Genomic DNA, 24,954 nt, shown 5'->3' on the forward strand with positions numbered 1-24,954 from the left:
CCAGCGGACGTGGTGATCGTGATGCACGTGGCTGCCCAGCAGGAAGCGCGAGCATTGCGGCGCAGGAGCGGCGCCGGGATGGTGAGCGCAGGCGGCTTGACGCTGGAACGCCGCGGCCACATTGCATGGCCCCGGGAAGCCCGAAAAAGCGAAGCACCAAAGATCAGGGCACCAAAGATCAGGGCACCAATGAAAAACGGACGCCGAAGCGTCCGTTTTTCCTTTCAACCTGGTGGCCTGGGACGGAATCGAACCGCCGACACAAGGATTTTCAATCCTCTGCTCTACCGACTGAGCTACCGGGCCAAAGAAGCGAAACTATAACAGCGGGCATGATACTGGTCAACCCCCCGCCGCGCCGAATCGTCATCCTTACTGCTCGGCCGGCTCCGGCTTGTTGCGGCTCAGCTCGACGCCGAGCTGCTTGAGCTTGCGATACAGGTGGGTACGCTCCAGGCCGGTCTTCTCGGCCACGCGCGTCATGCTGCCGTGCTCGCGCAGCAGGTGGTATTCGAAGTAGGCGCGCTCGAACATGTCGCGCGCCTCGCGCAGCGGCATGTCGAAGGAGAACTGCATTTCGGCTTCGGGTACGCGCTGCGGCGTGCCGTTGGCGGACGCTTCCGTGGGCGCGGTCTCGGCGGCGCGGGCGGCGGGCTCGGCGGCCGGGGCCGCGGGCGCGGCTGCCGCGCGCGGACGTTCCTGGCCGCGTGCCAGGCCCTGCTCGACAGCGGACAGCAGCTTCTGCAGCGCGATCGGTTTTTCCAGGAAATTGAGCGCGCCGATCTTGGTCGCTTCCACCGCGGTATCGATGGTCGCGTGCCCGGACATCATGATCACGGGCATCGTCAGCTGGCCTTGCGAGGACCATTCCTTGAGCAGCGTCACACCGTCGGTGTCCGGCATCCAGATGTCGAGCAGCACCAGGTCGGGCGTATTGCCGGCACGGTATTCACGGGCTTGTTGCGCGTTTTCGGCTACTTCGACTACATGGCCTTCGTCGCTGAGGATTTCCGAGAGCAGTTCACGGATACCCATTTCGTCGTCGACTACGAGGATGGTTGCCATACTTTCCTCTTAACCCCTCCGCGGCGTTCCGGGTCGGACCGCATCATCATGCATCGCTATGCCAGCTTGGCGAACAGGATGGATATCTGGGCGCCGGCGACTTCGGTGCCCTCCATGCGATTGCGCAGCTCGATGCGCGCCCCATGTTCGTCAATGATCTTCTTCACCATCGCAAGACCCAGACCGGTCCCCTTCGCCTTGGTCGTCACGTATGGCTCGAACGCGCGGCTGAGGATGCGTGGGGCGAACCCCGGACCATTGTCGGCGATGGTCAGCTTGACAGCCTGGCGGCTTTCGCCGGAGGCATCTTTGTATTCTACAGTCTCGGTGTGCAGAGCGATACAAGGCGCCGGACGGCCCGCCGCCACGTTCTCCGCCACCGCATCCTGCGCATTCTGCAGCAGATTGTGTATCACCTGCCGAAGCTGGGTCGGGTCACCCTTGATGTCGGGCAGATCGTCGGCCAGCGACGGATGAATCACGGGATGCTCGTGCAGGCCGGGATCGTCGATGCCGTACAGATGCAGGACCTCGGCCACCAGCCCATTGAGCTGCAGCGTCTGCAGCATCGCCGGCGGCGTGCGCGCGTAGTCGCGGAAATCGTCGACCATGCGCTTCATCGCCGCTACCTGGTTAACGATCGTGGTGGCGCCGCGCTTTAGCACGTCCGCGTCATTGCCTTCGAGCTTGGGCGCGAGCTTCATCTGCAGTCGCTCGGCCGACAGCTGGATCGGCGTCAGCGGGTTCTTGATTTCATGCGCGAGGCGCCGGGCCACTTCGCCCCATGCGACCGACCGTTGAGCCGAAATCACATCGGAAATATCGTCGAACACGACCACGTAGCCAGGCTCGGCATGGTCGGTGATAGCGTCGCCGCCCGGCAACCGCGCGCCGCGCACCAGCAGCGTCAGCGGCTGTTCCTCGTCGCCGTGCGGCAATTCGATCTGCTTCTGCCAGTGCGCGGCGCCGCCGAGCACCTCGCTGGTGCTCTGCTCCGAGAAGGCCTGCCGCACGATCTCGCCGAACGCCGCCATGCCGGGAATGGCCTCGACGGGATGGCCGATGGTCGGCCCGAGCGGCTGCCCGAAGATGCGTTCGGCACCGGGATTGGCGGTCACCAGCGAGAAGCGCCGGTCCATCACCAGCACGCCGGCAGTCAGGTTCTGCAGCACGCTTTCGAGGAAGGCCTTCGATTGCTCGAGCGCGGCGCGATTCTGCTCGACCGCCAGGCGCGCCTCGGCCAGCTGGCGCGTCATCATGTTGAACTGCTGGGTCAGCATGCCCAGTTCATCGCGGCTCTTGAGCTCGCGCTTGGGCGACAGATCGCCTTCGGCGACTTCCTTGGTTCCCTGCAGCAGCATCAGCAGCGGCCGCGCCAGCTGGCCGCCGAGCAGCAGCGCCAGCATCACGGCGATGAAGACCGCGAGGAACAGCGTCAGCGTCAGCGTGCCGATATACATCTTGCGCAGGCCGGTGCGGCCCAGCGCCTTTTCCTGATAGTCCTGGTAGGCGCGCTGGACTTCGTCGGCATTGCGGGCGAGCACGGCGGGGACCGGATGCACGATCTGCAGATAGCGTTCCTCGCGCACCGTATCGCCGATCAGGCCGAAGCCCGATGACGGATAGTCCTCGGCGCGCCGCTCCAGCGACAGCCCCGAGCCCGCCCAGCGATCCTTGCCGGCGGGACGTGGCGCCGCGCCCAGCGACGATTCGTCGGCCGGCGTCGCGGGGCCGAGCGGAATGATGACGCGCAGCCGGTACAGGTGATTGGCGTCGGCGCGCTCGGCCTGCGGATGGCCATCGCTGCCGCCGTCGGTGCCCGGATCGGTGCCGCCCTCCACCGCCGCATAGCCGCCCGCGAGCCGCGCCTGCTCGACGAGCACGCCGCTCGGCAGGCTCGGCACCAGCATCGCGTAATTGCTCGACGCGGAGGCGATCACGCGCCCGCCGCCGGTGAAGATCGAGGCCTCCTGCACGCCGTACTGCTCGCGCAGCCGGTTCAGCTGCAGCGAGTTGGTGGGCTCGCTGGCGCTGATGATCTGGTCGCTCATCTGCCGCGCCTTGGCCTGCAGATCGGCCAGCGCGCTGTCGATGGTAGAGCGGCCCAGATTCAGGCCCGCCTCGAGCGCGGTTTCGACACGCACGTCGAACCACGACTCGATGCTGCGCGAGACGAATTGCAGCGACACCAGATAGATCAGCACGCCCGGCAGCACGCCGACGATGCCGAAGAACAGCGCCAGCTTGGTCATCAGCCGCGTGCCGAACTTGCCGCGGCGATAGCGGACCCACAGCGCCACGGCGAGCGCGCCGATGATCAGCACCATCAGTACGCCGATCACCAGATTGATCTTGTACAGCAGCGTGAAATAGCGGTCGAAGAATTCGGTGTTGGCCGACGCGGCCGCCAGCAGCATCACCAGCACCAGCGCCAGGAAGACGATGGTGCCGGCGACCACGCGGCTCAGGACGCGGCGGAGCCGGCTGTCGAGCACGCTGTTCAGCGGGGAGATCATGACCTGGCGGCCGGCGACGACAGCGAGCCCGGCGCCAGCATGCCGGCGACCGGGCGCCCGAAAGCCGGCGACGGACGGACGTTACCGATGCCCGGGGCCGAGGCCGGCGGGGCATTGGGCGTGGAGGCAGGACCTGGTGCGCTGGCCGGAGCGTTGCCCGGCGCGGCACCCGGTGCGGACGGCGGCATCGACGCCGGAGCCGAGGCCTGTCCCGTTGCAGCCGCGGCCGGCGAAGCGTTCGCGGGCGAGGCCGCATGTCCGTTTGCCGGTGCGGGCGTTGGCGCGGCGGGCGAAGCGGGTGCAGCGGGTGCAGGCGGCGCGGCGGGTGCGGGCGGCGGTGCCGGCGGGGCTTCGGCCACCGGCGTATAGGCGAAGCGGCGCCAGTCGGACGACAGATTCCAGTCGCGCGTATTGACCGCGTTGATCTGGAACGGCTTGGGCAATTGCGACAGGTCGAGGCGCATGCGGACCTCGGCCTGGTAGGGCACGCCGAGCTTGACGTCGCCGCGCTCGAACACGCGCCAGCCACGCACCTGCTTGATGAAATCGAGCGCGCCTTTCAGGCGCATGAACGGCAGCTGCAGTCCGCCGGTCGAGACCCGGTACTGCCGCGTCAGCGGATGGAAGGTCAGCCTGACGCTGCGGCTGGTGCTCACCGGCTTTTCGTCGAACCAGTACCAGCGCGGGCGGCTCAACTGGAAATCCACCGCGAAATACAGAGGGATGCCCTTGTGCAAGGCGTCCTCCAATGCCGGCGACAATTCGAAGTCGAAGGCGGCGTTCAGTTCGAAGCCGCCGTCCTGATATTCGACGCGCGCCTCGCGGATGTCGATGTTCTGTGCGTGCCCGGCGCGGGGCGACAACGCGCTCGCGCACAGGACCAGCACCATCAGCAGCAGCCACGCCAGCCGGCGCAGCGCGGCCACGCCGATACCGGCATGGTTTGCTGCGGATCCGCACGCCTTGTCGTCATGGGCACGGAGGACGGACAAGCGAAGCGGTGCGAGCATCGGATCAGAGGCGTTTCTGGAAGCGGGCGTAGAAGAAACCGTCGTGGTCCGACGGCAGGCCATCGTGGCTGCCGGTCCCGCCATCAGCCACGCCATTTGGGATGCTGCCGGGCAGCAGCTGGCCGGGCGCCTGCAATCGTATCGCATCTGGTAGCTGGGCACCAAACCACTGCGCCTGCTCCTCGCCCTCCGTTGGGAAAATAGAACAAGTCACATACACCAGAATGCCGCCCGGTTTCAGCAGCGGCCACAGCTGCGAGACGATGCGGCGCTGCTCGTTGACGAGCTTGCCCAGATCGCTCTCGCGGCGCAGCCAGCGGATATCGGGATGGCGGCGCACGATGCCCGAGGCCGAGCATGGAACATCGGCGAGGATGCGATCGTACGGCTTGCCATCCCACCAGGCCTGCGGCCGGCTCGCGTCGCCGATCACCACCTGCGCGCGCTGCTGCAGCCGCGCGAGATTCTCGTCGATGCGCTGGGCGCGCGCGGCATCGCTCTCGACCGCGGTCAGTTCCACGTCGGCCAGTTCGAGCAGATGGCCGGTCTTGCCGCCGGGCGCGGCGCAGGCATCGAGCACGCGCTGGCCATCGGCGATCTGGAGCAGCGGCGCGGCGAGCTGCGCGCCGGCGTCCTGCACCGAGACCTCGCCGCTGTCGAAGCCGGGCACCTGCGCCACCGGCAGCGCGCGCGCCAGGCGCACCGCCTGCGGGCCGACCCGTTCGGCCGCGATGCCCGCGGCGGCGAGGCGGGCCAGATAGTCGTCGAGCGCAACGCGCGCGGTATTGACCCGCAGCGTCATCGGCGGCCGCTCGCTTGCGCTGCCCGCCAGCGCCTGCCAGCGGTCGGGATAGGCCTCGCGCAGCAGGCGCAGCCACCATGCCGGGAGGTTCCAGCGTGCCTCCTCGTCGCGGCGCACCTCCGCCAGCAGCGCCTCGCGCTCGCGCAGGAAGCGGCGCAGTACCGCATTGACCATGCCGCGCGCATGCGCGGACTTCGGATCGGAAGCGGCGGCGTTGACGGCCTGGTCCACCACGGTGAAGGCCGCATAGCCGCCCTGTCCTCCGCCCTGCGCGCCGTCTTGCCCCTGTTCCTTGTCGCCCTCGATCAGCAGCGTCAGCGCGACCGCGAGCAGCGAATCGACCAGCGCGCCGGGCGGGCGCGACACCATGCGCGTGACCAGCGCACGCACGGTGCCGAACTGCCGCATGGTGCGATAGGCCAGGTCCTGCAGCGCGCCGCGCGCGCTCGCGTCACGCGTACGCTCGAGCCGGTACTGCGCGCAGGCGGCTTCGATCGCCTGCGGCAGCGCGCTGCCCTCGTTGACGCCACGCACCGCGGCCGCGGCGGCGAGCATCTGGAAGGCAAGGGAATCGGGAGGCAAACGCATGGATCGGACACCGTGAGGAAACGAACAAATAAAGGGCACTGCGGGCAAAACCGCGGGCACAACGGCGGGCGGCACTACGCGCAGAACTCGCGCGTGGAAATACCCGCGGAAACCGCGGCCGGGGCGCGCCGCGGATCGGCATCGCGCCGCGCGTGCGGGCATCGCCCGCGCATCAAAAAGCCCGCCGGCTCGCGAGGAGCAAGGCGGGCAGTTTACCCTGTCGGCGCGGACCGGCCGCCGTGGCGGCCGGCGCACGGCTCCGATCGGATCCTCGAACAGGCCTTCGAACAGGCCTTCTAACAGGCCCTTGATCACGCTCTTGATCAGGCCGTCAATGAGGCCGTCAACGAGGCCGCCGATCGGCGCTTCGATCAGACCGGATACGTACCGGTCTGCGCCATCTGCATCAGCCGCGCGACGCGCTCCTCGGTGGAAGGGTGCGTCGAGAACAGATTGGCGATGCCGCCGCCCGACAGCGGGTTCAGGATCATCATCTGCGCGGTGGCCGGATGCTGCTCGGCCGCCTGGAACGGAATGCCGCGCGCATAGCGGTCGATCTTGTCCAGCGCCATCGCGAGTGCCTGCGGATCGCCGCTGATCTCGGCACCGCCGCGGTCCGCCTCGAATTCGCGGGCGCGCGAGATCGCCATCTGGATCAGCGAGGCGGCCAGGGGCGCCAGGATCGCCATCGCGATGCTGGCGATCGGATTTGCCGGACGGCCTTCCTCGTCGCGTCCGCCGAAGAACATCGCGAAGTTGGCCAGCGCGGCGATCGCCCCGGCCATCGTGGCCGCGATCGTCGAGATCAGGATGTCGCGATGCCGGACGTGCGCCAGTTCGTGCGCCATCACGCCGCGCAGCTCGCGGTTGCTCAGCACGCGCAGGATGCCGGTGGTCGCCGCGACCGCCGCGTTCTCGGGATTGCGGCCGGTGGCGAAAGCGTTGGGCGCGTCCTCGTCGATCAGGTAGACGCGCGGCATCGGCAGGCCGGCACGCTGCGCCAGTTCCTGCACCATGCCGTAGAACTGCGGGGCACTGGCCGCATCGACTTCCCGCGCGTTGTACATGCGCAGGACCATCTTGTCCGAGAACCAGTACGAGAAGAAATTCATGCCGAGCGCCATCAGCAGCGCGAACATCATGCCGCTGCGGCCGCCGATCATGCCTCCGATGACGATGAACAGCGCCGTGATGGCCGCCATCAGCATGAAGGTCTTGACCCAGTTGAACATTGCCGTGGTCTCCGTGGTGACGCCGTCGCGCGCCCGGGCGCCCTGCCTGCGCGGCCGCATTGCGACCCTGTTGTCGCAGTATCAGCCGCCGTATCGGGGCGTCCGCGCGCGATCGTGCGGTGACGGTTAGATAGGGGCCGGGCCGCTAAATTCAATGCCGGCAAGGGTTTTTGCCGGCCGCGGCGTTAGCGCTGCGTCATCGCCAGGCGCGCGCCCAGGCCGATGAAGGCGGCGCCGATCACGCGGTCGAGCCAGCACTTCAGGCGCGGCGCTTCGCTGGCCCGCCGCGTCAGCGTGCCGGCCATCCACGCCACCATCGAGTTCCAGACCGTCGACATCGCCACCATGATCGCGCCCAGCGCGAGGAAGGCCAGTGCCTGCTGGCCCGCGCGCGGATCGACGAATTGCGGGAAGAACGACACGAAGAACAGGATCACCTTCGGGTTCAGCACGTTGGTCAGGAAGCCCTGCATGAACAGCGCGCGCAGGCTGCGGCGGTCGGTGGCGGGCGCCTGCGCGGGATCGGCCGCGCCGGAGGCCGGCGTGCGCCAGCTCGACAACAGCAGCCGCAGGCCCAGCCAGGCCAGATAGGCGCCGCCCGCGTACTTGATCACCGTGAAGGCCACCGGCGAGGCGGCCAGCACCGCGGTCAGGCCGAACGCGGTCGCCAGCGCGTGCACGCAGCAGCCGGCGCTGACGCCCAGCGAGGACATCACGCCAGCGGCGCGGCCCTGTGCCACGCTGCGGCCGACGATATAGGCGGTATCGGGCCCCGGTGTCACGTTCAGCAGAAACACGGCGCCGATGAAGAGCGGCAGGTCGACGATGCCCAGCATGATGGTCGGTCCTCGCGGAAATGGGTTCGACTTGACGAGCGAGGCGTGAGTCGCGCGCCCACCGCCCGGACGATCGCCGCGATTATGCCGCGCCGCCGGGCACCGCGCAGCGCGTGCCCGCCGCCAGCGGCGTGCCCTGCAGGAAGGCCTGCGCGGGCAGGCGCCGGCCGCCGGCCTTCTGCAGTTCGGTGATGCGCAGCGCGCCTTCGCCGCAGGCGATCACCACGCCCTGCGCGTCGGCGGCGAGCACCGTACCGGGTGCAGCGTCGCCATGCTCGGGCGCGCGAGCCAGCGGCTGCGCCTGCCAGCACTTGATCGCTGCGTCGCCGATCTGCACGCTGGCGCCCGGGAAGGGATTGAAGGCGCGGATCTGCCGGGCGAGTTCCACCGCGGCGCGGCGCAGATCGAGTCTGGCCTCGTCCTTGCCGATCTTCTCGGCATAGGTGACGCCCTGCTCCGGCTGCGGCTCGGCCGGCAGCGCGCCGTCGGCCGCCAGCCGCCGCAGCGCCTGCACGATCATGCGGCCGCCGAGCGCCGCCAGCGTGTCGTGCAGCGTGCCGGTGGTAGTGTCCTCGCCGATCGGCACCGCTTCGCGCGCGATCATCGCGCCGGTATCGAGGCCCTCGTCCATCTGCATCAGCGTGATGCCGGTCTGCGCGTCGCCCGCCTCGATGGCCCGGTGAATCGGCGCGGCGCCGCGCCAGCGCGGCAGCAGCGAGGCGTGGATGTTCAGGCAGCCATGGCGCGGCAGCGTCAGCACCTCGGCCGGCAGGATCAGGCCATAGGCGGCGACCACCATCACGTCGGGCGCCTGCGCGGCGAGCGCGTCGATCACGGCGACCGCTTCCTCGGGATACTTGCCATGGCGGCGCAGCGAGCGCGGCTGCAGGATCGGACCGAGCCCCTGCGCGAGCGCATGCTGCTTGACCGGACTGGCCTGCAGCTGCATGCCGCGTCCCGCCGGCCGGTCCGGCTGCGTCAGCACCGCCACCACCGGAAAGCCGGCCTCGACGATGGCCGCGAGCGCGACGCGCGCGAATTCGGGCGTGCCGGCAAAGGCGACGCGCAAGGGGGCGGGGCTGGTCATGGAACGCTCCGGCTGGACGGTTGGACTCTGAAAGGCAACACCGGCCGCGAGGGCGGCCGGTGCGGAGACTGCAAGGGAGGCATCAGCATAGCAAACCCGCTGGCGCGGGCTGCCGCTGGATTGCGCGTGACTGGTGCGCGCTTACATCCGGGTACGCGCGCGCTTCTGCAGCTTGGACTTGATGCGGTTCAGCTTCAGCGGCGACAGGTATTCGACGAAGACCTTGCCCTTCAGGTGGTCCATCTCGTGCTGGATGCAGACCGCCAGCAGATCGTCGGCCTCGAGCTCGAAGGTCTCGCCGTTCTCGTCGAGCGCGCGCACGCGCACGCGGTCGGGGCGCTCGACGCGGTCGTAGACCTCGGGCACCGACAGGCAGCCCTCTTCCCAGACCTTGCGGTTGTCGCTGGCCCAGACGATCTCGGGATTGATGAAGACGCGCAGCTCGTCGCGGGTCTCCGAGATGTCGATCACGATGACCTGCTCATGCACGTCGACCTGCGTCGCCGCCAGGCCGATGCCGGGGGCTTCGTACATGGTTTCCGCCATGTCCTTGACCAGTTGGCGGATGCGGTCGTCCACCTGCGCGACGGGCTTGGCCACGATGTGCAGGCGGGGGTCCGGGTAGGTGAGGATGTCGAGTTTGGCCATGGTGCTGATGCGCGACGCCGATGCCGCCGTTGCTTGCCGCTGCTGTCGAATGGGCCGTTGTCGCATTGTCGCGGCAGGGGCCATGTCAGCAAAATCGGGGCGCGAATGGAAAAAATCAAGGCGCGCCGGCGGTCGCTGCGCGCTGTTGAGGTACCCGCTGTTGGGTACCCCGCTGTTCGGAACCCGTCAATCCGGCCAGGACATCCAACCGGCTCAACAAAGTGCGCGATCTTACCAAAGAACCTCAGGCGGCGCCGGTGTGGCGGTTGCGGCGGCAATGGCGGCAATGGCGGCAATGGCCTCTGTGGTGTCTGTGCCGTCTGTGGCGGCGGTGGTGGCTGTGGTGGCCGGCACGCCGGCCTGCGCGGAGCCTCGCACTCGCGGGGTTGATGGTCGCCCTGCCCTGCGTCGCGGGTCCCAGCATCGTGGCGCTACCCGATGGCCGGCAGTTCGGCGCCGCCGGCGATGTTGCGTATGTGATCGGTATGCCGCTCGACGCCACGGTTGGGAGCCGCTGGCAGGTGTACGCACCGTCCGCCGCCGACCCGCGCGACCGGCGAGGCGGTGAGGTCTTGCCGCGGCTGCCGCCCGATGTGCCGGCGCAGAACCTGGGTACGGTCGAATTGGTGTCGGGTTCCGCCGGCCTGGACGGTATCGCCGTCGTGAACATCGTGTCTTCCGTCCGCGAGTTGATGCCGGGCAGCGTGCTGGTGCCGGTGCCCGCCGGTCGATCCGAAGCCGAACCGATCGCAGAAGTGGAGTAAACAGCATATAGAACGCCGCTATGCCGGAACCCTGCTCTGCCCCTGAAGCGTGCGCCGCCATGATCGACCCGGACGAGGTTGCGGCCTGGCTGCGCCTGGAGGCCGTGCCGGGCCTTGGGCGCCGGACCGCCCGGCTGCTGCTGGACAAGTTCGGGCTGCCGCAACAGGTTCTGGCGGCGGGGGAAGCGCAGCTTGCGCGCTGGCTGCCGCGCCCCGTGGCCAGGGACGTCCGGGCGCGCCCGCATGCGGCCCTGTCGGCCAGGATCGGCCGCACCGTGGCGTGGCTGCGCGAACCCGGCCACCACCTGCTGACACTGGCGGACGCGGCCTACCCCCGCCCCCTGCTTGACCTCGCCGACCCGCCGCTGCTGCTGTACGCTCGCGGCCGGCTCGAGACCCTGCAAAGGCCGGCGCTGGCGGTGGTCGGCGCGCGCAGCGCCACCGTGCAAGGGGTGCGGGACGCCGAACTATTCGCCTCCACGTTTTCCAGCGCCGGAATCACGGTCGTGTCCGGCCTCGCGCTGGGCATCGACGCGGCGGCGCATGCGGGCGGGCTAGCCGGCCCGGGCGGCACCATCGCCGTGGTGGGGACCGGGCTGGACCGCTGCTATCCGGCCTGCCATCGCGCCCTGGGGCAGCGGATTGCCGCCGAAGGGCTGCTGCTCAGCGAATTCCCGCTGGGTACGCCGGCGCGCAGCCAGCATTTTCCGCAGCGCAACCGGCTGATCGCGGCGCTGGCCCGCGGCGTGCTGGTGGTCGAGGCGGCGCTGCGTTCGGGTTCGCTGATCACCGCGCGGCTGGCGGCCGAGCTCGGCCGGGAGGTGTTCGCGGTGCCCGGCTCGATCCACGCGCCGCTGGCGGCGGGCTGCCACCGGCTGATCCAGCAGGGGGCCAAGCTGGTGGCGTCGCCACAGGATGTGTTCGAGGAACCGGGTTTATTGGCAGATCCGCGGGCAAGTCCGTGGGGAGGTTCGAGGGCAGATTCGTGGGCGGGAGCCTCGCGTGCCGCCGGCAAGCCGGAGACCGCGGCGCGGTCGTCCGCCGCCGCCGATGCGCTGGGCCCCGCGCTGGCGTACGATCCGGTCGATCCCGACACGCTGTGCATCCGTACCGGGCTGCCGCCGGAGGCCGTTGCCGCGGCGCTGCTGCAACTGGAATTGGCCGGTGCGGTCGAGCGGATGCCGGGCAATCTGTACCGGCGTCTGGCCCAGGCGTAAACGCCGCCCAGCACGTCAGGCGGCCGGAGTCGCTACAATCGCCGTTCCTCGTGCCCGATCAGGCGCTTGTCACCGTGGCCGTCACGGCGTTGATCACGTGCTCGATCAAGCGCATGCAAGGTTCATGTTTGGATGACCGATGGCCGTTTACTTTCCCGAACGCGATGCGGCCGCGATAGCGGCGGCGCTGCGGGCCCACCCCGAGGGTCGCCTGGTGGCGTGCCTGTGCGCCGAGTGGTGCGGCGCCTGCCGCGACTATCTGACGGTCTGGCGCGAGCAGGCGGCGCGCCATCCGGGCGATTGCTTCGTCTGGATCGATATCGAGACGCATGCCGACGCGCTGGGCGACATCGACATCGAGAACTTCCCGACCGTGCTGGTGCAGGATGCCGCCGGCGGGGCGCCCCAGTTCTATGGCACATTGCTGCCCCACGCCGACACGCTGGCCCGGCTGCTGGGCCGCGGCGCGGCCATGCCGGCCGGCGCGGAACCGCCGCCGGATCTGCTCGGCTGGTTGAATCCTGACGGATCGGGCCGGTCACAGCAGGGAGAAAGCGGCGTTTGAAGCCCGCAGGGGCTGGGTCTGGAACGAGTCCGGCCCAAGGATGAGGCGCGAAGGCGGGGATGGAACTCGCCTTGCACCGTTGTCAATACCCCGCTTATTATTGGCGCCTCATGGCCCCCGGGGGGCCTCAAGTGTGCTGTTTACTTATTAGTGCTGTGCCAAACGCGGTCCGCCAAGGGGCGGCCGGCAAGGATTCCCACCCATGTCCAAAGCTCTCATCATCGCGGAAAAGCCATCGGTCGCGGCCGATATCGCCCGTGCGCTCGGGGGCTTTACCAAGCATGACGAGTATTACGAGAGCGACGAATATGTGCTCTCGTCGGCGGTTGGCCACCTGGTGGAAATCGCCGCACCGGACGAATACGAGGTCAAGCGCGGCAAGTGGAGCTTCGCCAACCTGCCCGTGATCCCGCCGCACTTCGACCTGCGCCCGATCGCCAAGACCGAGTCGCGCCTGAAGGTGCTGAACCGGCTGATCAAGCGCAAGGACGTCACCCGCCTGATCAACGCCTGTGACGCGGGGCGCGAGGGTGAGCTGATCTTCCGGCTGATCGTGCAGCAGGCCAAGGCCAGGCAGCCGGTGCAGCGCCTGTGGCTGCAGTCGATGACGCCGCAGGCGATCCGCGACGGCTTCGCCAGCCTGCGCGAGGACGCCGAGATGCTGCCGCTGGCCGACGCCGCGCGCTGCCGCTCGGAGGCGGACTGGCTGGTCGGCATCAACGGCACCCGTGCGATGACGGCCTTCAACAGCAAGGGCGGCGGTTTCTTCCTGACGACCGTAGGCCGGGTGCAGACTCCGACGCTCTCGATCGTGGTCGAGCGCGAGGAGAAGATCAAACACTTCGTGCCGCGCGACTACTGGGAAGTGCGCGCCGAATTCATCGCCGCGGCCGGCCTGTACGAGGGCCGCTGGTTCGACCCGAAGTTCAAGAAGAACGAGTTCGATCCCGAGGCGCGCGAGTCGCGGCTGTGGAGCGAGGCCGAGGCCAAGAGCATCGTCGCCGCGTGCCGCGACAAGCCGGGCACCGTCACCGAGGAATCCAAGCCGTCGACCCAGCTGTCGCCGGCGCTGTTCGACCTGACCAGCCTGCAGCGCGAGGCCAACTCGCGCTTCGGCTTCTCGGCCAAGAACACGCTGGGCCTGGCGCAGGCGCTGTATGAAAAGCACAAGGTGCTGACCTACCCGCGTACCGATTCGCGCGCGCTGCCCGAGGACTATATGGGCACGGTCCAGCAGACGATGGACATGCTGGCCGACAGCTCGCCGAACTATCTGCCGCATGCCAGGAAGATCCTGTCCAGCGGCTGGATCAAGCCGAACAAGCGGATCTTCGACAACAGCAAGATCAGCGATCACTTCGCCATCATCCCGACGCTGCAGGCGCCGAAGAACCTGTCCGAGCCCGAGCAGAAGCTGTACGACCTGGTCGTGCGCCGCTTCCTGTCGGTGTTCTTCCCGGCCGCCGAATACCAGGTGACCACGCGGATCACCGAGGTTGCCGGCCACCACTTCAAGACCGAAGGCAAGGTTCTGGTCAATCCGGGCTGGCTGGTGGTCTACGGCCGCGAGGCGCAGGGCGACGACGCCAACCTGGTGCCGGTGGGCAAGGACGAGAAGGTCCGCACCGACAAGGTGGAGCCGGTCGGGCTGACCACCAAGCCGCCGGCGCGCTACAACGAAGCGACGCTGCTGTCGGCGATGGAAGGCGCGGGCAAGCTGGTCGACGACGACGCGCTGCGCGAGGCGATGGCCGGCAAGGGCCTGGGCACGCCGGCAACGCGCGCGGCCATCATCGAAGGGCTGCTGACCGAGAAATACCTGGTGCGCGAGGGCCGCGAGCTGATTCCGACCGCCAAGGCGTTCCAGCTGATGACGCTGCTGCGCGGTCTCGGGGTCCAGGAACTGACGCAGGCCGAGCTGACCGGCGAGTGGGAGCACAAGCTGGCGCAGATCGAGCGCGGCCGCCTCAAGCGCGACGAATTCATGCGCGAGATCGCGCAGATGACGCAGCAGATCGTCAAGCGCGCCAAGGAATACGACAGCGACACGATCCCGGGCGACTACGCGACGCTGCAGACGCCGTGTCCGCAGTGCGGGGGCCAGGTCAAGGAGAACTACCGCCGCTTCGCCTGCACGGCGTGCGACTTCTCGATCAGCAAGATCCCGGGCGGGCGGCAGTTCGAGATCGACGAGGTCGAGACGCTGCTGCGCGACAAGGAGATCGGGCCGCTGCAGGGCTTCCGCAGCAAGATGGGCCGCCCCTTCGCCGCGATCCTGAAGCTGGCGCGCGACGACGACGGCAACTACAAGATGGAGTTCGACTTCGGCCAGAACGAGGACGAGAACGACGGCGAGCCGGTCGATTTCAGCGGCCAGGAGCCGGTCGGCACCTGCCCCAAGTGCAGCGGCTCCGTGTTCGAGCACGGCATGAAGTACGTCTGTGAGAACGCGGTCGGGTCGCCCAAGTCGTGCGACTTCACCACCGGCAAGATCATCCTGCAGCAGGAGATTTCGCGCGAGCAGATCGGCAAGCTGCTGGACCAGGGCCGCACGGACCTGCTGACCGGCTTCAAGTCCTCGCGTACCGGCCGCAACTTCAAGGCCTATCTGGTCAAGCAGCCGGACGGCAAGATCGGTTTCGAGTTCGAGGTGCGCGAGCCGAAGCCCGGCGCCAAGACCGCGGCAGGCAAGGCCGCGGCCAAGTCCGCCGCCAAGACCGCCGAATCCGGCGAAGCCGGCGCGGCGGCCGGCAAGCCGGCGAGCAAGACTGCCGTCAAGGCTGCGGCCAAGACCGGCACCAAGGTCGCGGCCAAGGCGGCCAGCAAGACCCCCGCCAAGAAGACCGCCCGCGCCAAGACGGCGGCCAGCGCCAGCGAATAAGACGTACGAGCGAGGGACCGGCCGAGGCAGGCACACGCCGGCCTCGGTTGCTGACGTTCTTCCGGGTCGGTCTGGGTTCTTCTGCGTTCTTCTGCGTTCTTCCGGGTTCTTCGGCGTTCCTTCGGGCTCTTCGGCTAGCTTGCCGCGTGATGGTCCGCGGCGACGGCCGCGGCTGCCGCCGCCCCACCCGCTCCGTCCGCGCTCTTCTTCTTCCCCTCTTCCAGCAGGAAGTCGATGAAGGCCCGCGCCTTGGTCGGCAGGAATTTGCGGCTCGGATACACCACGCTGATGTCGCGGCGCGGCAGCTGGTATTGCGGCAGGATGTGCTCCAGCAGTCCGGCTTCGATGCTGGGCCGGGCCAGATACGACGACAGCATTGCGATGCCGAGATCGGCCAGCGCCGCCTGGTGCGCCAGTTCGGCATTGCTGCAGACGAGCCCAGGCCGGATCGGCACGGTCACCTCGCCTTCGGGACCGGACAGCGTCCAGGCGTGCTCGGCATTGGTCAGCCGCATGGCGATGCAGCGGTGCTGGGTCAGTTCATGGGCATGGCGCAGCGGCGCATGGGCGCGCAGATAGCCGGGCGAGGCACACAGGATCACTTCGGCCGACAGCAGCGGCCGCGCCACCAGATGCGAGCCCAGTCCGAGGTCGGACAGCACGATGCCGACGTCCCGGCCTTCCTCGACGATATCGATGCTACGGTCCGACAGCAGCACATCGAATACCACGTCGGGATACATCTGCTGGAAGCGGGCCAGCATGTCGGGCAGCAGATGTAACCCGAACATCACCGGCGTGACGATCCGCAGCGTGCCGGACAGCGACTGGCTGCGCGCGGTGACCACCGATTCGGCCTCCTCGACGTCTTCCAGGATCTGCTGGCAGCGCTGCAGATAGGTTTCGCCGGCATCGGTCAGCGACAGGCTGCGGGTGGTCCGGTTCAGCAGCCGCGTGCCCAGATGGCTCTCCAGGTCCGCGACATAGCGGGTCACCACCGCGTTGGACATTTCCAGTTGCTGCGCCGCACGGGCGAAGCTGCCGAGTTCGACCACCTTGGCGAACACGCGCATCGATTGCAGCCGATCCATTGCACAGTCTCCCTTTTTTCTTCCCCATTTTTCCACAGCTTGGGGTTTTTGTTGTTCTTTATAGAACTAATCATTGTGTGCGGTAATGTTTATTCATATAAGGGAAATGCCTAATATGCAGCCATCGGATGCCGCACTGCAGCGAAACCCCGCCGGCGCGGACGTCCTCCCAAACAGAAGAAAGGACACATCATGACGATCTCCCGCTTTGCCCTGACCGCCGCCGCCACCGCCCTCGTTGCCACCCTGACCGCCGCTCCGGCGTTCGCCAAGGCCGGCAAGTTCGACCCGTACACCGACGGCGCCAAGGTCGGCCAGACCGACGTATTTACCGAAGGCTCCCGCCAGGGCCAGTTCGACGTGTTCAGCGAAGGCGCCCGCCAAGGCAAGTTCGACGTGTTCAGCGAAGGTGCCCGCCAAGGCAAGTTCGACGTCTTCACCGAAGGCGCCGCGAAGTAAGCACGCCGGCTGCCGGACCGCTTCGGCGGTCTGCCTGGTGTCCCGATGCCCGTGCCCCGCGCACGGGCATCGTCGTTTACGGCCTCGGCTTCGATGCCGGCTTGCGGCGGGATGATGGGGATCGACCGGTCGCCCCTACACCGGCCATCCAAACAGCAATCGCCGCCGCCTGACGGCGCGCCCGCCCTGGCGCCCCACCCCCACCGCCTCACCGCTCGAGCCCGAGCGTCCGAGCGCCCGAGCACCCGCGCACTCGAGCACCCGATGCACCCGATGCACCCGATGCGCCCGATGCACCCGAGCACCCGAGCACCCGAGTACCCGAGTACCCATCGCGCAAAACAAAACGGGCCGCTTGCGCGGCCCGTCGAACTGGCTGTCACTGCATCAATCCGCCATCAATCGTCCCAGTCACGATGGCCGCGGCGGTGGTAGCGGTGCTTGTTCTTGTACTTGCTCTTCTTGTAGTGGCGATCGCGGTAGTAGCGGTCGCGGTCGTCGGCGTACGAATTGCTGCGCGAGATGTTGCCGCCCAGCGCCGCGCCTGCGCCGCCGCCCAGGGCCGCGCCGACCAGGCCGCCGGTCCGGCCGCCCATCGCGTTGCCCGCCGCCGTACCCGCACCGCCGCCCAGCGCGCCGCCCAGGATGGCGCCGGTACGCTCGCGGCGATTCGAGCTGATCGCGCCGCCGGCACCACCGCCCACCGCGCCGCCGATCACGGCACCGGTGGAGCCGCCCAGCGCGCCTCCGACGGCTGCACCGGCGACGCCGCCGAGGGCGCCACCCAGTGCGTTATTCATGTCGCTCGCGAATGCAGGCAGCGTCGTCGATGCCGCCAGGGCGAGGGCCACGGTCATATTGCGAACGAGTCGGCGAGACATAGTGTTTTTCCTCTGGTTGCCAAACTGTGATGCAAGTGTAGATTTTGGGCACGGACATTGCTGTAACTGCCTGTAAGCCTTTATTAATGCTGCAGAAACGCAACAAAGGCTGCCCGTGGGCAGCCTTTGGCATGTTGACAGCTTGTCGTCTTCCCCAAGGTGGGGAACCCGGCGATCCCGTCAGGACAACGACACACCGGATCCCCCGCCCGGGAGCCTCGGCAGCTCGGCAGCTGCGGCTCAGGCGCTCAGTAGCTCGCGGGGTCAGCAGCTCAGCAGCTCAGCAGCACTTGCCCTGCCCGCCGCCGTAACGCGCCTCCTGCCGCTCGCGGAAGAACTCCTCGTAGCTCATCGGCTCGCGGTCCGGATGCGTGCTTTCCATATGGGCCACATAGGTCTGGTAGTCGGGCAGCCCGACCATCAGCCGCAGCGACTGGCCCAGGTAGCGGCCCATTTGGCCCATCTTGTTCAGCGAATCCAGCATGGCGTTCCTTCCTCTGCGTGGGGTTTGACGTTACGGCGTTCGGCGTCGGCTTCGGCGCCTGGCTCAGCGCTGCGCCGAAGCGGCCGCCGGCAGCGGCTCGAACGGCGTCTCGTGCGCGGTCGGCCGTGCCTGGGCGCCGGCGCGCAGGCCGGTACGCAGGCCGTAATAGACGATCGACAGCACCACCGCCATGAACAGCGCGCACAGGCCCGCGTCCAGGTAGTCGTTGAACACGATGCGGTGCATCTGCTCCATCGTCTTGGCCGGCGCCAGCACCGTACCCTGGGCGATCGCGTCGCTGAACTTGCTGGCGTGCGACAGGAAGCCGATCTTCGGGTCGGCATGGAACAGCTTCTGCCAGCCGGCGGTCAGCGTGCAGATCAGCAGCCAGACGGTCGGCAGCAGCGTGACCCAGGCATAGCGGCCGCGCTTCATCTTGACCAGCACGCAGGTGCCCAGCACCAGCGCCACAGCGGCCAGCATCTGGTTCGAGATGCCGAACAGCGGCCACAGCGTGTTGATGCCGCCCAGCGGATCGACCACGCCCTGGTACAGGAAGTAGCCCCAGGCGCCGACGCACAGCGCGGTCGCGATCAGGTTGGCCGGCAGCGAGTCGGTACGGCGCATCGACGGCACGAAGCTGCCCAGCAGGTCCTGCAGCATGAAGCGGCCGGCGCGGGTGCCCGCGTCGACGGCGGTCAGGATGAACAGCGCCTCGAACAGGATGGCGAAGTGGTACCAGAACGCCATCATGGCCTGGCCGCCGACCACCTGGTGCAGGATGTGGGCGATGCCGACCGCCAGCGTCGGCGCGCCGCCGGCGCGCGAGATGATGGTGTTTTCGCCGACGTCCCTGGCGGTCTGCACCAGCACGTCGGGCGTGATCACGAAGCCCCAGTTCGACACCGCCTGGGCCACCGCCTCCGGCGTGGTGCCGATTGCCGCGGCCGGGCTGTTCATCGCGAAGTAGACGCCCGGCTCGATCACCGAGGCGGCCACCAGCGCCATGATCGCGACGAAGGACTCGGCCAGCATCGCGCCGTAGCCGATGAAGCGCGCGTGGGTCTCGTTCTCCAGCAGCTTGGGCGTGGTGCCCGACGAGATCAGCGCGTGGAAGCCCGACACCGCGCCGCAGGCGATGGTGATGAACAGGAACGGGAACAGGTTGCCCGACCAGACCGGACCGCCGCCTTCGGCGAACTGCGTGAAGGCCGGCATCTTCAGTTCCGGCGCGACGATCAGGATGCCGACCGCCAGCGCGATGATGGTGCCGATCTTCAGGAAGGTCGACAGATAGTCGCGCGGAGCCAGCAGCAGCCACACCGGCAGCACCGCGGCGACGAAGCCGTAGCCGATCAGCATCCAGGTCAGCGCCTTGCCGTCGAAGGTGAACAGCGGCGCCAGCGTGGCGCTCTCGTGCACGTACTGGCCGCCGACGATGGCGAGCATCAGCAGCACGAAGCCGATCACCGACACCTCGCCGATGCGGCCCGGGCGGATGTAGCGGGTGTAGACGCCCATGAACAGCGCGATCGGGATCGTCACCGCCACCGTGAAGGTGCCCCACGGCGAATCGGCCAGCGCCTTGACCACGATCAGCGCCAGCACGGCCAGGATGATGATCATGATCATGAAGCAGCCGAACAGCGCGATCATGCCCGGCACCGTGCCCATCTCGGCCTTGACCAGGTCGCCGAGCGAGCGGCCGTCGCGGCGGGTCGAGATGAACAGCACCATGAAGTCCTGCACCGCGCCGGCGAACACCACGCCGGCCAGGATCCACAGCATGCCGGGCATATAGCCCATCTGCGCGGCGAGCACCGGTCCGACCAGCGGTCCGGCGCCGGCGATCGCGGCGAAGTGGTGGCCGAACAGCACCGCCTTGTTGGTCGGCACGTAGTCCAGGCCGTCGTTATGGCGCCAGGCCGGCGTCATCCGTTTGGCGTCCAGCTGCATCACCTTGTCGGCGATGAAGCGGCTGTAGTAGCGGTAAGCGATCAGATAGATGCAGATCGCGGCGACCACGATCCACAAGGCACTGACGGCTTCGCCGCGCGACAGTGCAACGGTGGCGAAGGCAAACGCGCCGAGCACGGCGACGGCCAGCCACATCAGGTGTTGCCCGATGCGATTCATAGTGAAGGTCTCCTCAGACCACATGGAACAAAGCCCGCGGAGGGACAAGGGCCGGTGGGCCGATCGGCGCGCACGGTGGCACGCGCGCCCTCGGGCGGCGAATGGCGGGGGATCGGGGGCAAGCTGTCTCCAGATTTCCGCGCGGACGTCAGCGCAGACGTCAGCACAGATTTCAGCGGCGCCCGGTCCCTCGACTTCCGGTCCGGATCTTGTCTGGCAGGCGGGGCGATACGCCGGTGCGGGGCACTGGCGCATCCCGTTGCGAATGACGCCGCGCCAGGCCTGGGGCCGGTCGCGCGTCGGCGTGTAGTATTGACACCCGCCAATCGAGGCACAAGCGCGTAACTACGCAGCGATCCTGCGTAGTACTACGCAACGGGACGGTCAGAGGCCGCTTCCCAGGCATCCGTGTTTACCCTGGTCACGATGAAACTCCGCCAGAAGATTCTGCTGCTCGCGGTCGCGCCGCTGGCGATCGCCATGCTTGGCATCGCGCTGGCGGTGCACTATCAGGCCACCGCGCTGGTCCGCCACGAGCGCGCGCTGGTCGAGGCCGCCTATCTGCAGAGCAAGGAAACCGAACTGCGCCACTACGTGCAGCTGGCCCAGAGCGCGATCGCCCCGCTGGTCAAGTCGGGCCGCAACGACGAGGCCACGCGCCAGGCCGCGATGCAGGCGCTGGCGGGGCTGGACTACGGCCCGGACGGCTACTTCTTCCTGTACGACCTGAACGGCCGCAACCTGATGCACCCGCGCCAGCCGGACCTGATCGGCAGGAACCTGTGGGACCTGCGCGATCCCGAGGGCGCGCTGCCGATCCAGCAATTGATCGCGGCGGCACGCGCGGGCGGCGGCGCGGTGCGCTATCGCTGGGAGAAGCCGTCGACGCGGCAGATGGCGCCCAAGCTCGGCTATGTGGTCGCGGTGCCGGAATGGGGCTGGATGCTCGGCACCGGCATCTACCTGGACGATGTCGAACGCACGCTGCGCGAGCTCGACAAGCGCGCCGAGACCGATATCCGCGCCACGCTGGCGTGGATCGGCGCGATCGCCGCGATCAGCATCCTGCTGGTCGGCGCGGGCGGGCTGGCGTTGAACATCAGCGAGCATCGCGAGGCCGACGCCAAGCTGCGGCAGCTGGCGCAGCGCGTGGTGCGCTCGCAGGAGGACGAACGGGCGCGACTGTCGCGCGAGCTGCATGACGGCGTCAGCCAGCTGCTGGTGTCGGTCAAGCTGGTGCTCGAAACCGCGCTGAACCGGCTCGCGCAGGCGCCCACCGACGGCGGTGCGGTGACGCCCGTGCTGGGCATGGCGCTGAACCGGCTGGAGACGGTGTTCAACGAGGTGCGGCGCGTTGCCCGCAATCTGCGTCCGGCGCTGCTCGACGATCTGGGCCTGCAGGCCGCGTTGCAGCATCTGGCGCGGGAGATGCAGGGCGCCAGCGGACTGAAGATCGATATCGACTGCCACGGCGTGCCGCGGCCGCTGTCGGATGAAGCGGCCACCGCGCTGTACCGCATCGCGCAGGAGGCGCTGACCAATGTCGAGCGCCACGCCAATGCGCGGCGGGTCCAGCTGACGCTGTCGTATGCCGAGTCCGGCGTCGCGCTGGTGGTGCAGGACGACGGCAGCGGCTTCGATCTCGAGCGCGTGCAGCGCGACCCGCGCGGCGGCATCGGACTGCGCAATCTGCGCGAGCGCATCGCCAGCCTCGGCGGCGAATTCGATATCCAGTCCGCCCCGGGCGGCACGCGCCTGCGGGCGTATCTGCCGGCCTCGGCGTTCGTGCCCGACACGCGGGCGCTCGCCAGGACGGCGGACGCGCCGCCGGGCGCCCCGTCCCACTCTTCCCCGCTGTCCCGATGAGTTCCTTCTCCGAACCCTACCGTCCCGCGCGCGTGCTGCTGGTCGACGACCACACGCTGGTGCGCGACGGCATGCGCATGCATCTGGCGCTGCAGCCAAGTGTGACCGTGGTCGGCGAGGCCGACGACGGTGAAACGGCGCTGGCGTGGCTGGCGCGCCGCCAGCCGGATGCGCTGCCCGATCTGTTGATCACCGATATCGGCATGCGCGGCATGGGCGGTATCGCACTGGCGGACGCGCTGCACCAGCGCTATCCCGAGATCGCGGTGCTGATGCTGTCGATGCACGACAACCTCGAATACGTCCGCCAGGCGATGCGCGCCGGCGCGCGCGGCTACGTGCTCAAGGACGCCCCGGCCGACGAACTGCTGGCCGCGATCGACGCCGTGCTGGCCGGCCGCGTGTTCTACAGCGCCCGCATCGCGCGCCGCATGATCGAGGAAGGTCCGGCTCCGCATCCGCTCGATGCGTTGACCCCGCGCGAGCGCGACATCCTGAACGGCATCGGCCGGGGCCTCGCCAACAAGGAGATCGCGGCGTCCCTCGGCGTGTCGGTGCGCACGGTGGAGACGCATCGGCTGAACCTCAAACGCAAGCTCGGCATCGAGGGGCGCGCAGGCTTGGTCAAGTATGCGGTGGAGCAGTTGGGGGGCGAAGCGAATGGCGGGTGAGGCCAAGGCGAAGCGTTGATGCGCCCAGGCTGGCCTGTCGAGCAAAACGCCGGACAAAAAAAAAGCCCTCGCGCACAAGATCGCGAGGGCTTCGTTTTTTGCCGTCGCGCTTGCCGATGGCAAGCGCGACGTGCGGCACTACCGCATCAGGCCGCCAGCCGCTTGGCCAGCGCGTCCTTGGTTTCGGACAGCGCCTGCGGCAGATGGTGCTTGAGCTGGGTGAACAGCTCTTCGTGCAGCGCCAGTTCCTGTTCCCAGGCGGCGCGGTCGATCGAGGTCACCTTCTGGAACTGCTCGGGCGAGAAGTCCAGGCCTTCCCAGCGCAGGTCCTCGTAGCGCGGCGAGGTGCCGAACACGTGCTCGGTGCCCTGGCCGCGGCCTTCGACGCGGTCGATCATCCACGACAGCACGCGCATGTTCTCGCCGAAGCCCGGCCACACGAAGTTGCCGGCCTCGTCCTTGCGGAACCAGTTGACGCAGTAGATCTTCGGCAGCTTGGCGCCGGCGGCCTCCAGCTTGTTGCCCAGCGCCAGCCAGTGGCCGAAGTAGTCGCTCATGTTGTAGCCGCAGAACGGCAGCATCGCGAACGGATCGCGGCGCACCACGCCCTGCTGGCCGGCGGCCGCGGCGGTGGTTTCCGAACCCATGGTGGCGGCCATGTAGACGCCTTCGGTCCAGTTGCGGGCCTCGGTCACCAGCGGCACCGTGGTCGAGCGGCGGCCGCCGAAGATGAAGGCGTCGATCGGCACGCCGGCCGGGTTGTCCCAGTTCGCGTCGATCGACGGGCACTGCGACGCCGGCGCGGTGAAGCGCGCGTTCGGGTGGGCGGCCTTGGCGCCCGTCTGCCTGGCGATTTCCGGCGTCCAGTCCTTGCCCTGCCAGTCGATCAGGTGGGCCGGCGCTTCCTCGGTCATGCCTTCCCACCAGACGTCGCCGTCATCGGTCAGCGCGACGTTGGTGAAGATGACATTTTCCTTCAGCGTCGCCATCGCATTGAAGTTGGTCTTCTCGCTGGTGCCCGGGGCCACGCCGAAGTAGCCGGCTTCCGGGTTGATCGCGTACAGGCGGCCGTCCTTGCCCGGCTTGATCCAGGCGATGTCGTCGCCGATGGTGGTGACCTTCCAGCCCTCGAAACCCTTGGGCGGAATCAGCATCGCGAAGTTGGTCTTGCCGCAGGCCGACGGGAAGGCCGCCGCGACGTGGTACTTCTTGCCCTCGGGCGAGGTCACGCCGAGGATCAGCATGTGTTCGGCCAGCCAGCCCTCGTCTCGGCCCATGGTCGAGGCGATCCGCAGCGCGAAGCACTTCTTGCCCAGCAGCGCGTTGCCGCCGTAGCCCGAGCCGAACGACCAGATCTCGCGCGTCTCGGGGAAATGGACGATGTACTTGGTCGGGTTGCACGGCCACGGCACGTCCTTCTCGCCGGCGGCCAGCGGCTTGCCGACGGTATGCACGCAAGGCACGAACTCGCCATCGGCGCCCAGCACGTCGTACACGGCGCGGCCCATGCGGGTCATGATCCGCATGTTGACGGCGACGTACGGGCTGTCGGACAGCTCCACGCCGATGTGGGCGATCGGCGAACCGAGCGGCCCCATCGAGAACGGCACCACGTACAGCGTGCGGCCGCGCATGCAGCCATCGAACAGCCCGCTCAGGGTCTGGCGCATTTCGGCCGGCGGCATCCAGTTGTTGGTGGGGCCGGCGTCCTCCTGCTTCTGCGAGCAGATGAAGGTACGGTCCTCGACGCGCGCGACATCGGAGGGGTCCGACAGGGCCAGGAAGGAGTTCTTGCGCTTGGCGGGGTTGAGCCGCTTCATCGTGCCGGCGGCGACCATCTGCTCGCACAGGCGGTCGTATTCCTCCTGGGAGCCGTCGCACCAGTAGATGCTGTCGGGCTTGGTCAGCGCGGCGATCTCGGCGACCCAGGCGACCAGCTTCTGGTGCTTGACCCAGGCCGGAACGTTCAGCGCCGGTGTGCCTTGCATGGTGGGGTGGTTCATGGTGGTACTCCAAAGCAAAAAGAAATCTTTGGCAAAGCCTGGCCCGGGGCCGCGCTCTGAATATCGTCAAACAGCCGGGTGAAACGCGGAGCCGACGAGAACGCGTGCCATGGCCGCATGCTTGAGGGACCACTTCTTGTGGAAGCGGTTCC

The 24,954-nt window shown here is 68.2% G+C and carries 20 protein-coding genes and 1 tRNA gene; 7 read left to right on the forward strand and 14 right to left on the reverse strand.

Annotated features, from left to right (window positions below):
* Positions 1-230 precede the first annotated feature (230 nt).
* The 9 genes from KZ686_RS03450 to def form a co-directional block, all read right to left on the reverse strand.
* Positions 231-306: transfer RNA gene (locus KZ686_RS03450), tRNA-Phe, on the reverse strand.
* Between the two features lie 66 nt (positions 307-372).
* Complete coding sequence (locus KZ686_RS03455) at positions 373-1,065, reverse strand: response regulator (protein WP_149317440.1); 693 nt, start codon at positions 1,063-1,065, stop codon at positions 373-375.
* Between the two features lie 56 nt (positions 1,066-1,121).
* Positions 1,122-3,581, reverse strand: a complete 2,460-nt coding sequence (locus KZ686_RS03460; protein ID WP_150083182.1) for a sensor histidine kinase — start codon at positions 3,579-3,581, stop codon at positions 1,122-1,124.
* A complete protein-coding gene (locus KZ686_RS03465; RefSeq protein WP_407648502.1) occupies positions 3,578-4,573 on the reverse strand; it encodes a DUF4390 domain-containing protein in 996 nt (331 codons plus the stop codon). The genes KZ686_RS03460 and KZ686_RS03465 overlap by 4 nt, the downstream gene beginning before the upstream one ends.
* Positions 4,574-4,595: 22 nt before the next feature.
* Positions 4,596-5,981, reverse strand: coding sequence for a 16S rRNA (cytosine(967)-C(5))-methyltransferase RsmB (gene rsmB, locus KZ686_RS03470; protein WP_149317437.1), 1,386 nt, complete (start codon positions 5,979-5,981; stop codon positions 4,596-4,598).
* Positions 5,982-6,352: 371 nt separating this feature from the next.
* Positions 6,353-7,213, reverse strand: coding sequence for a zinc metalloprotease HtpX (htpX, locus tag KZ686_RS03475; RefSeq protein ID WP_149317436.1), 861 nt, complete (start codon positions 7,211-7,213; stop codon positions 6,353-6,355).
* Positions 7,214-7,398: 185 nt separating this feature from the next.
* On the reverse strand, positions 7,399-8,049 hold the full coding sequence (locus tag KZ686_RS03480) for a LysE family translocator (protein ID WP_226107842.1): 651 nt from the start codon (positions 8,047-8,049) through the stop codon (positions 7,399-7,401).
* 82 nt (positions 8,050-8,131) lie between these two features.
* Positions 8,132-9,136 (reverse strand): methionyl-tRNA formyltransferase, encoded by a 1,005-nt coding sequence (gene fmt / locus KZ686_RS03485; RefSeq protein ID WP_265633013.1) that lies wholly within the window; start codon positions 9,134-9,136, stop codon positions 8,132-8,134.
* Positions 9,137-9,277: 141 nt separating this feature from the next.
* Positions 9,278-9,784, reverse strand: coding sequence for a peptide deformylase (gene def / locus KZ686_RS03490; protein ID WP_149317433.1), 507 nt, complete (start codon positions 9,782-9,784; stop codon positions 9,278-9,280).
* Between the two features lie 389 nt (positions 9,785-10,173).
* On the opposite strand from def, the gene KZ686_RS03495 reads away from it, so the two are divergent.
* From KZ686_RS03495 to KZ686_RS03510, 4 genes are all read left to right on the forward strand, one after another.
* Entirely contained in the window at positions 10,174-10,548 is a 375-nt protein-coding gene (locus KZ686_RS03495; protein WP_265633014.1) for a hypothetical protein, read from the forward strand.
* 59 nt (positions 10,549-10,607) lie between these two features.
* The gene (gene dprA, locus KZ686_RS03500; protein ID WP_322784899.1) at positions 10,608-11,765 is read left to right on the forward strand and encodes a DNA-processing protein DprA; all 1,158 of its coding nucleotides are present in this window, start codon (positions 10,608-10,610) and stop codon (positions 11,763-11,765) included.
* Between the two features lie 139 nt (positions 11,766-11,904).
* Complete coding sequence (locus KZ686_RS03505; RefSeq protein WP_265633016.1) at positions 11,905-12,330, forward strand: thioredoxin family protein; 426 nt, start codon at positions 11,905-11,907, stop codon at positions 12,328-12,330.
* A gap of 202 nt (positions 12,331-12,532) precedes the next feature.
* Positions 12,533-15,211: a DNA topoisomerase III gene (locus KZ686_RS03510; protein ID WP_265633017.1), complete on the forward strand. Its 2,679-nt coding sequence runs from the start codon at positions 12,533-12,535 to the stop codon at positions 15,209-15,211.
* Between the two features lie 134 nt (positions 15,212-15,345).
* Here the strand turns inward: KZ686_RS03510 and KZ686_RS03515 are convergent, their stop codons facing one another.
* The gene (locus KZ686_RS03515) at positions 15,346-16,302 is read right to left on the reverse strand and encodes a LysR family transcriptional regulator (RefSeq protein ID WP_149317428.1); all 957 of its coding nucleotides are present in this window, start codon (positions 16,300-16,302) and stop codon (positions 15,346-15,348) included.
* Positions 16,303-16,494: 192 nt separating this feature from the next.
* On the opposite strand from KZ686_RS03515, the gene KZ686_RS03520 reads away from it, so the two are divergent.
* On the forward strand, positions 16,495-16,761 hold the full coding sequence (locus tag KZ686_RS03520; RefSeq protein ID WP_149317427.1) for a hypothetical protein: 267 nt from the start codon (positions 16,495-16,497) through the stop codon (positions 16,759-16,761).
* Positions 16,762-17,159: 398 nt separating this feature from the next.
* Here KZ686_RS03520 and KZ686_RS03525 read toward each other — a convergent pair whose 3' ends face one another.
* The 3 genes from KZ686_RS03525 to KZ686_RS03535 form a co-directional block, all read right to left on the reverse strand.
* Positions 17,160-17,642, reverse strand: a complete 483-nt coding sequence (locus KZ686_RS03525) for a hypothetical protein (protein WP_149317426.1) — start codon at positions 17,640-17,642, stop codon at positions 17,160-17,162.
* 280 nt (positions 17,643-17,922) lie between these two features.
* The gene (locus KZ686_RS03530) at positions 17,923-18,126 is read right to left on the reverse strand and encodes a YbdD/YjiX family protein (protein WP_265633018.1); all 204 of its coding nucleotides are present in this window, start codon (positions 18,124-18,126) and stop codon (positions 17,923-17,925) included.
* 63 nt (positions 18,127-18,189) lie between these two features.
* Positions 18,190-20,262, reverse strand: a complete 2,073-nt coding sequence (locus tag KZ686_RS03535) for a carbon starvation CstA family protein (protein ID WP_265633019.1) — start codon at positions 20,260-20,262, stop codon at positions 18,190-18,192.
* 426 nt (positions 20,263-20,688) lie between these two features.
* Here KZ686_RS03535 and KZ686_RS03540 point away from each other — a divergent pair, with 426 nt between their 5' ends.
* Together KZ686_RS03540 and KZ686_RS03545 are read left to right on the forward strand one after the other, a co-directional pair.
* Complete coding sequence (locus KZ686_RS03540) at positions 20,689-22,128, forward strand: cache domain-containing protein (RefSeq protein WP_149317423.1); 1,440 nt, start codon at positions 20,689-20,691, stop codon at positions 22,126-22,128.
* Positions 22,125-22,799 (forward strand): response regulator, encoded by a 675-nt coding sequence (locus KZ686_RS03545; protein ID WP_265633020.1) that lies wholly within the window; start codon positions 22,125-22,127, stop codon positions 22,797-22,799. The genes KZ686_RS03540 and KZ686_RS03545 overlap by 4 nt, the downstream gene beginning before the upstream one ends.
* Positions 22,800-22,945: 146 nt before the next feature.
* On the opposite strand, the gene KZ686_RS03550 is transcribed toward KZ686_RS03545, so the two are convergent.
* Positions 22,946-24,802 carry a phosphoenolpyruvate carboxykinase (GTP) gene (locus KZ686_RS03550; protein ID WP_265633021.1) on the reverse strand — a complete coding sequence of 619 codons (1,857 nt, stop codon included), beginning with the start codon at positions 24,800-24,802 and terminating at the stop codon, positions 22,946-22,948.
* Positions 24,803-24,954 lie beyond the last annotated feature (152 nt).

Origin of the sequence: Cupriavidus cauae, assembly GCF_026210475.1 — a bacterium.
Lineage (GTDB): Bacteria > Pseudomonadota > Gammaproteobacteria > Burkholderiales > Burkholderiaceae > Cupriavidus > Cupriavidus cauae.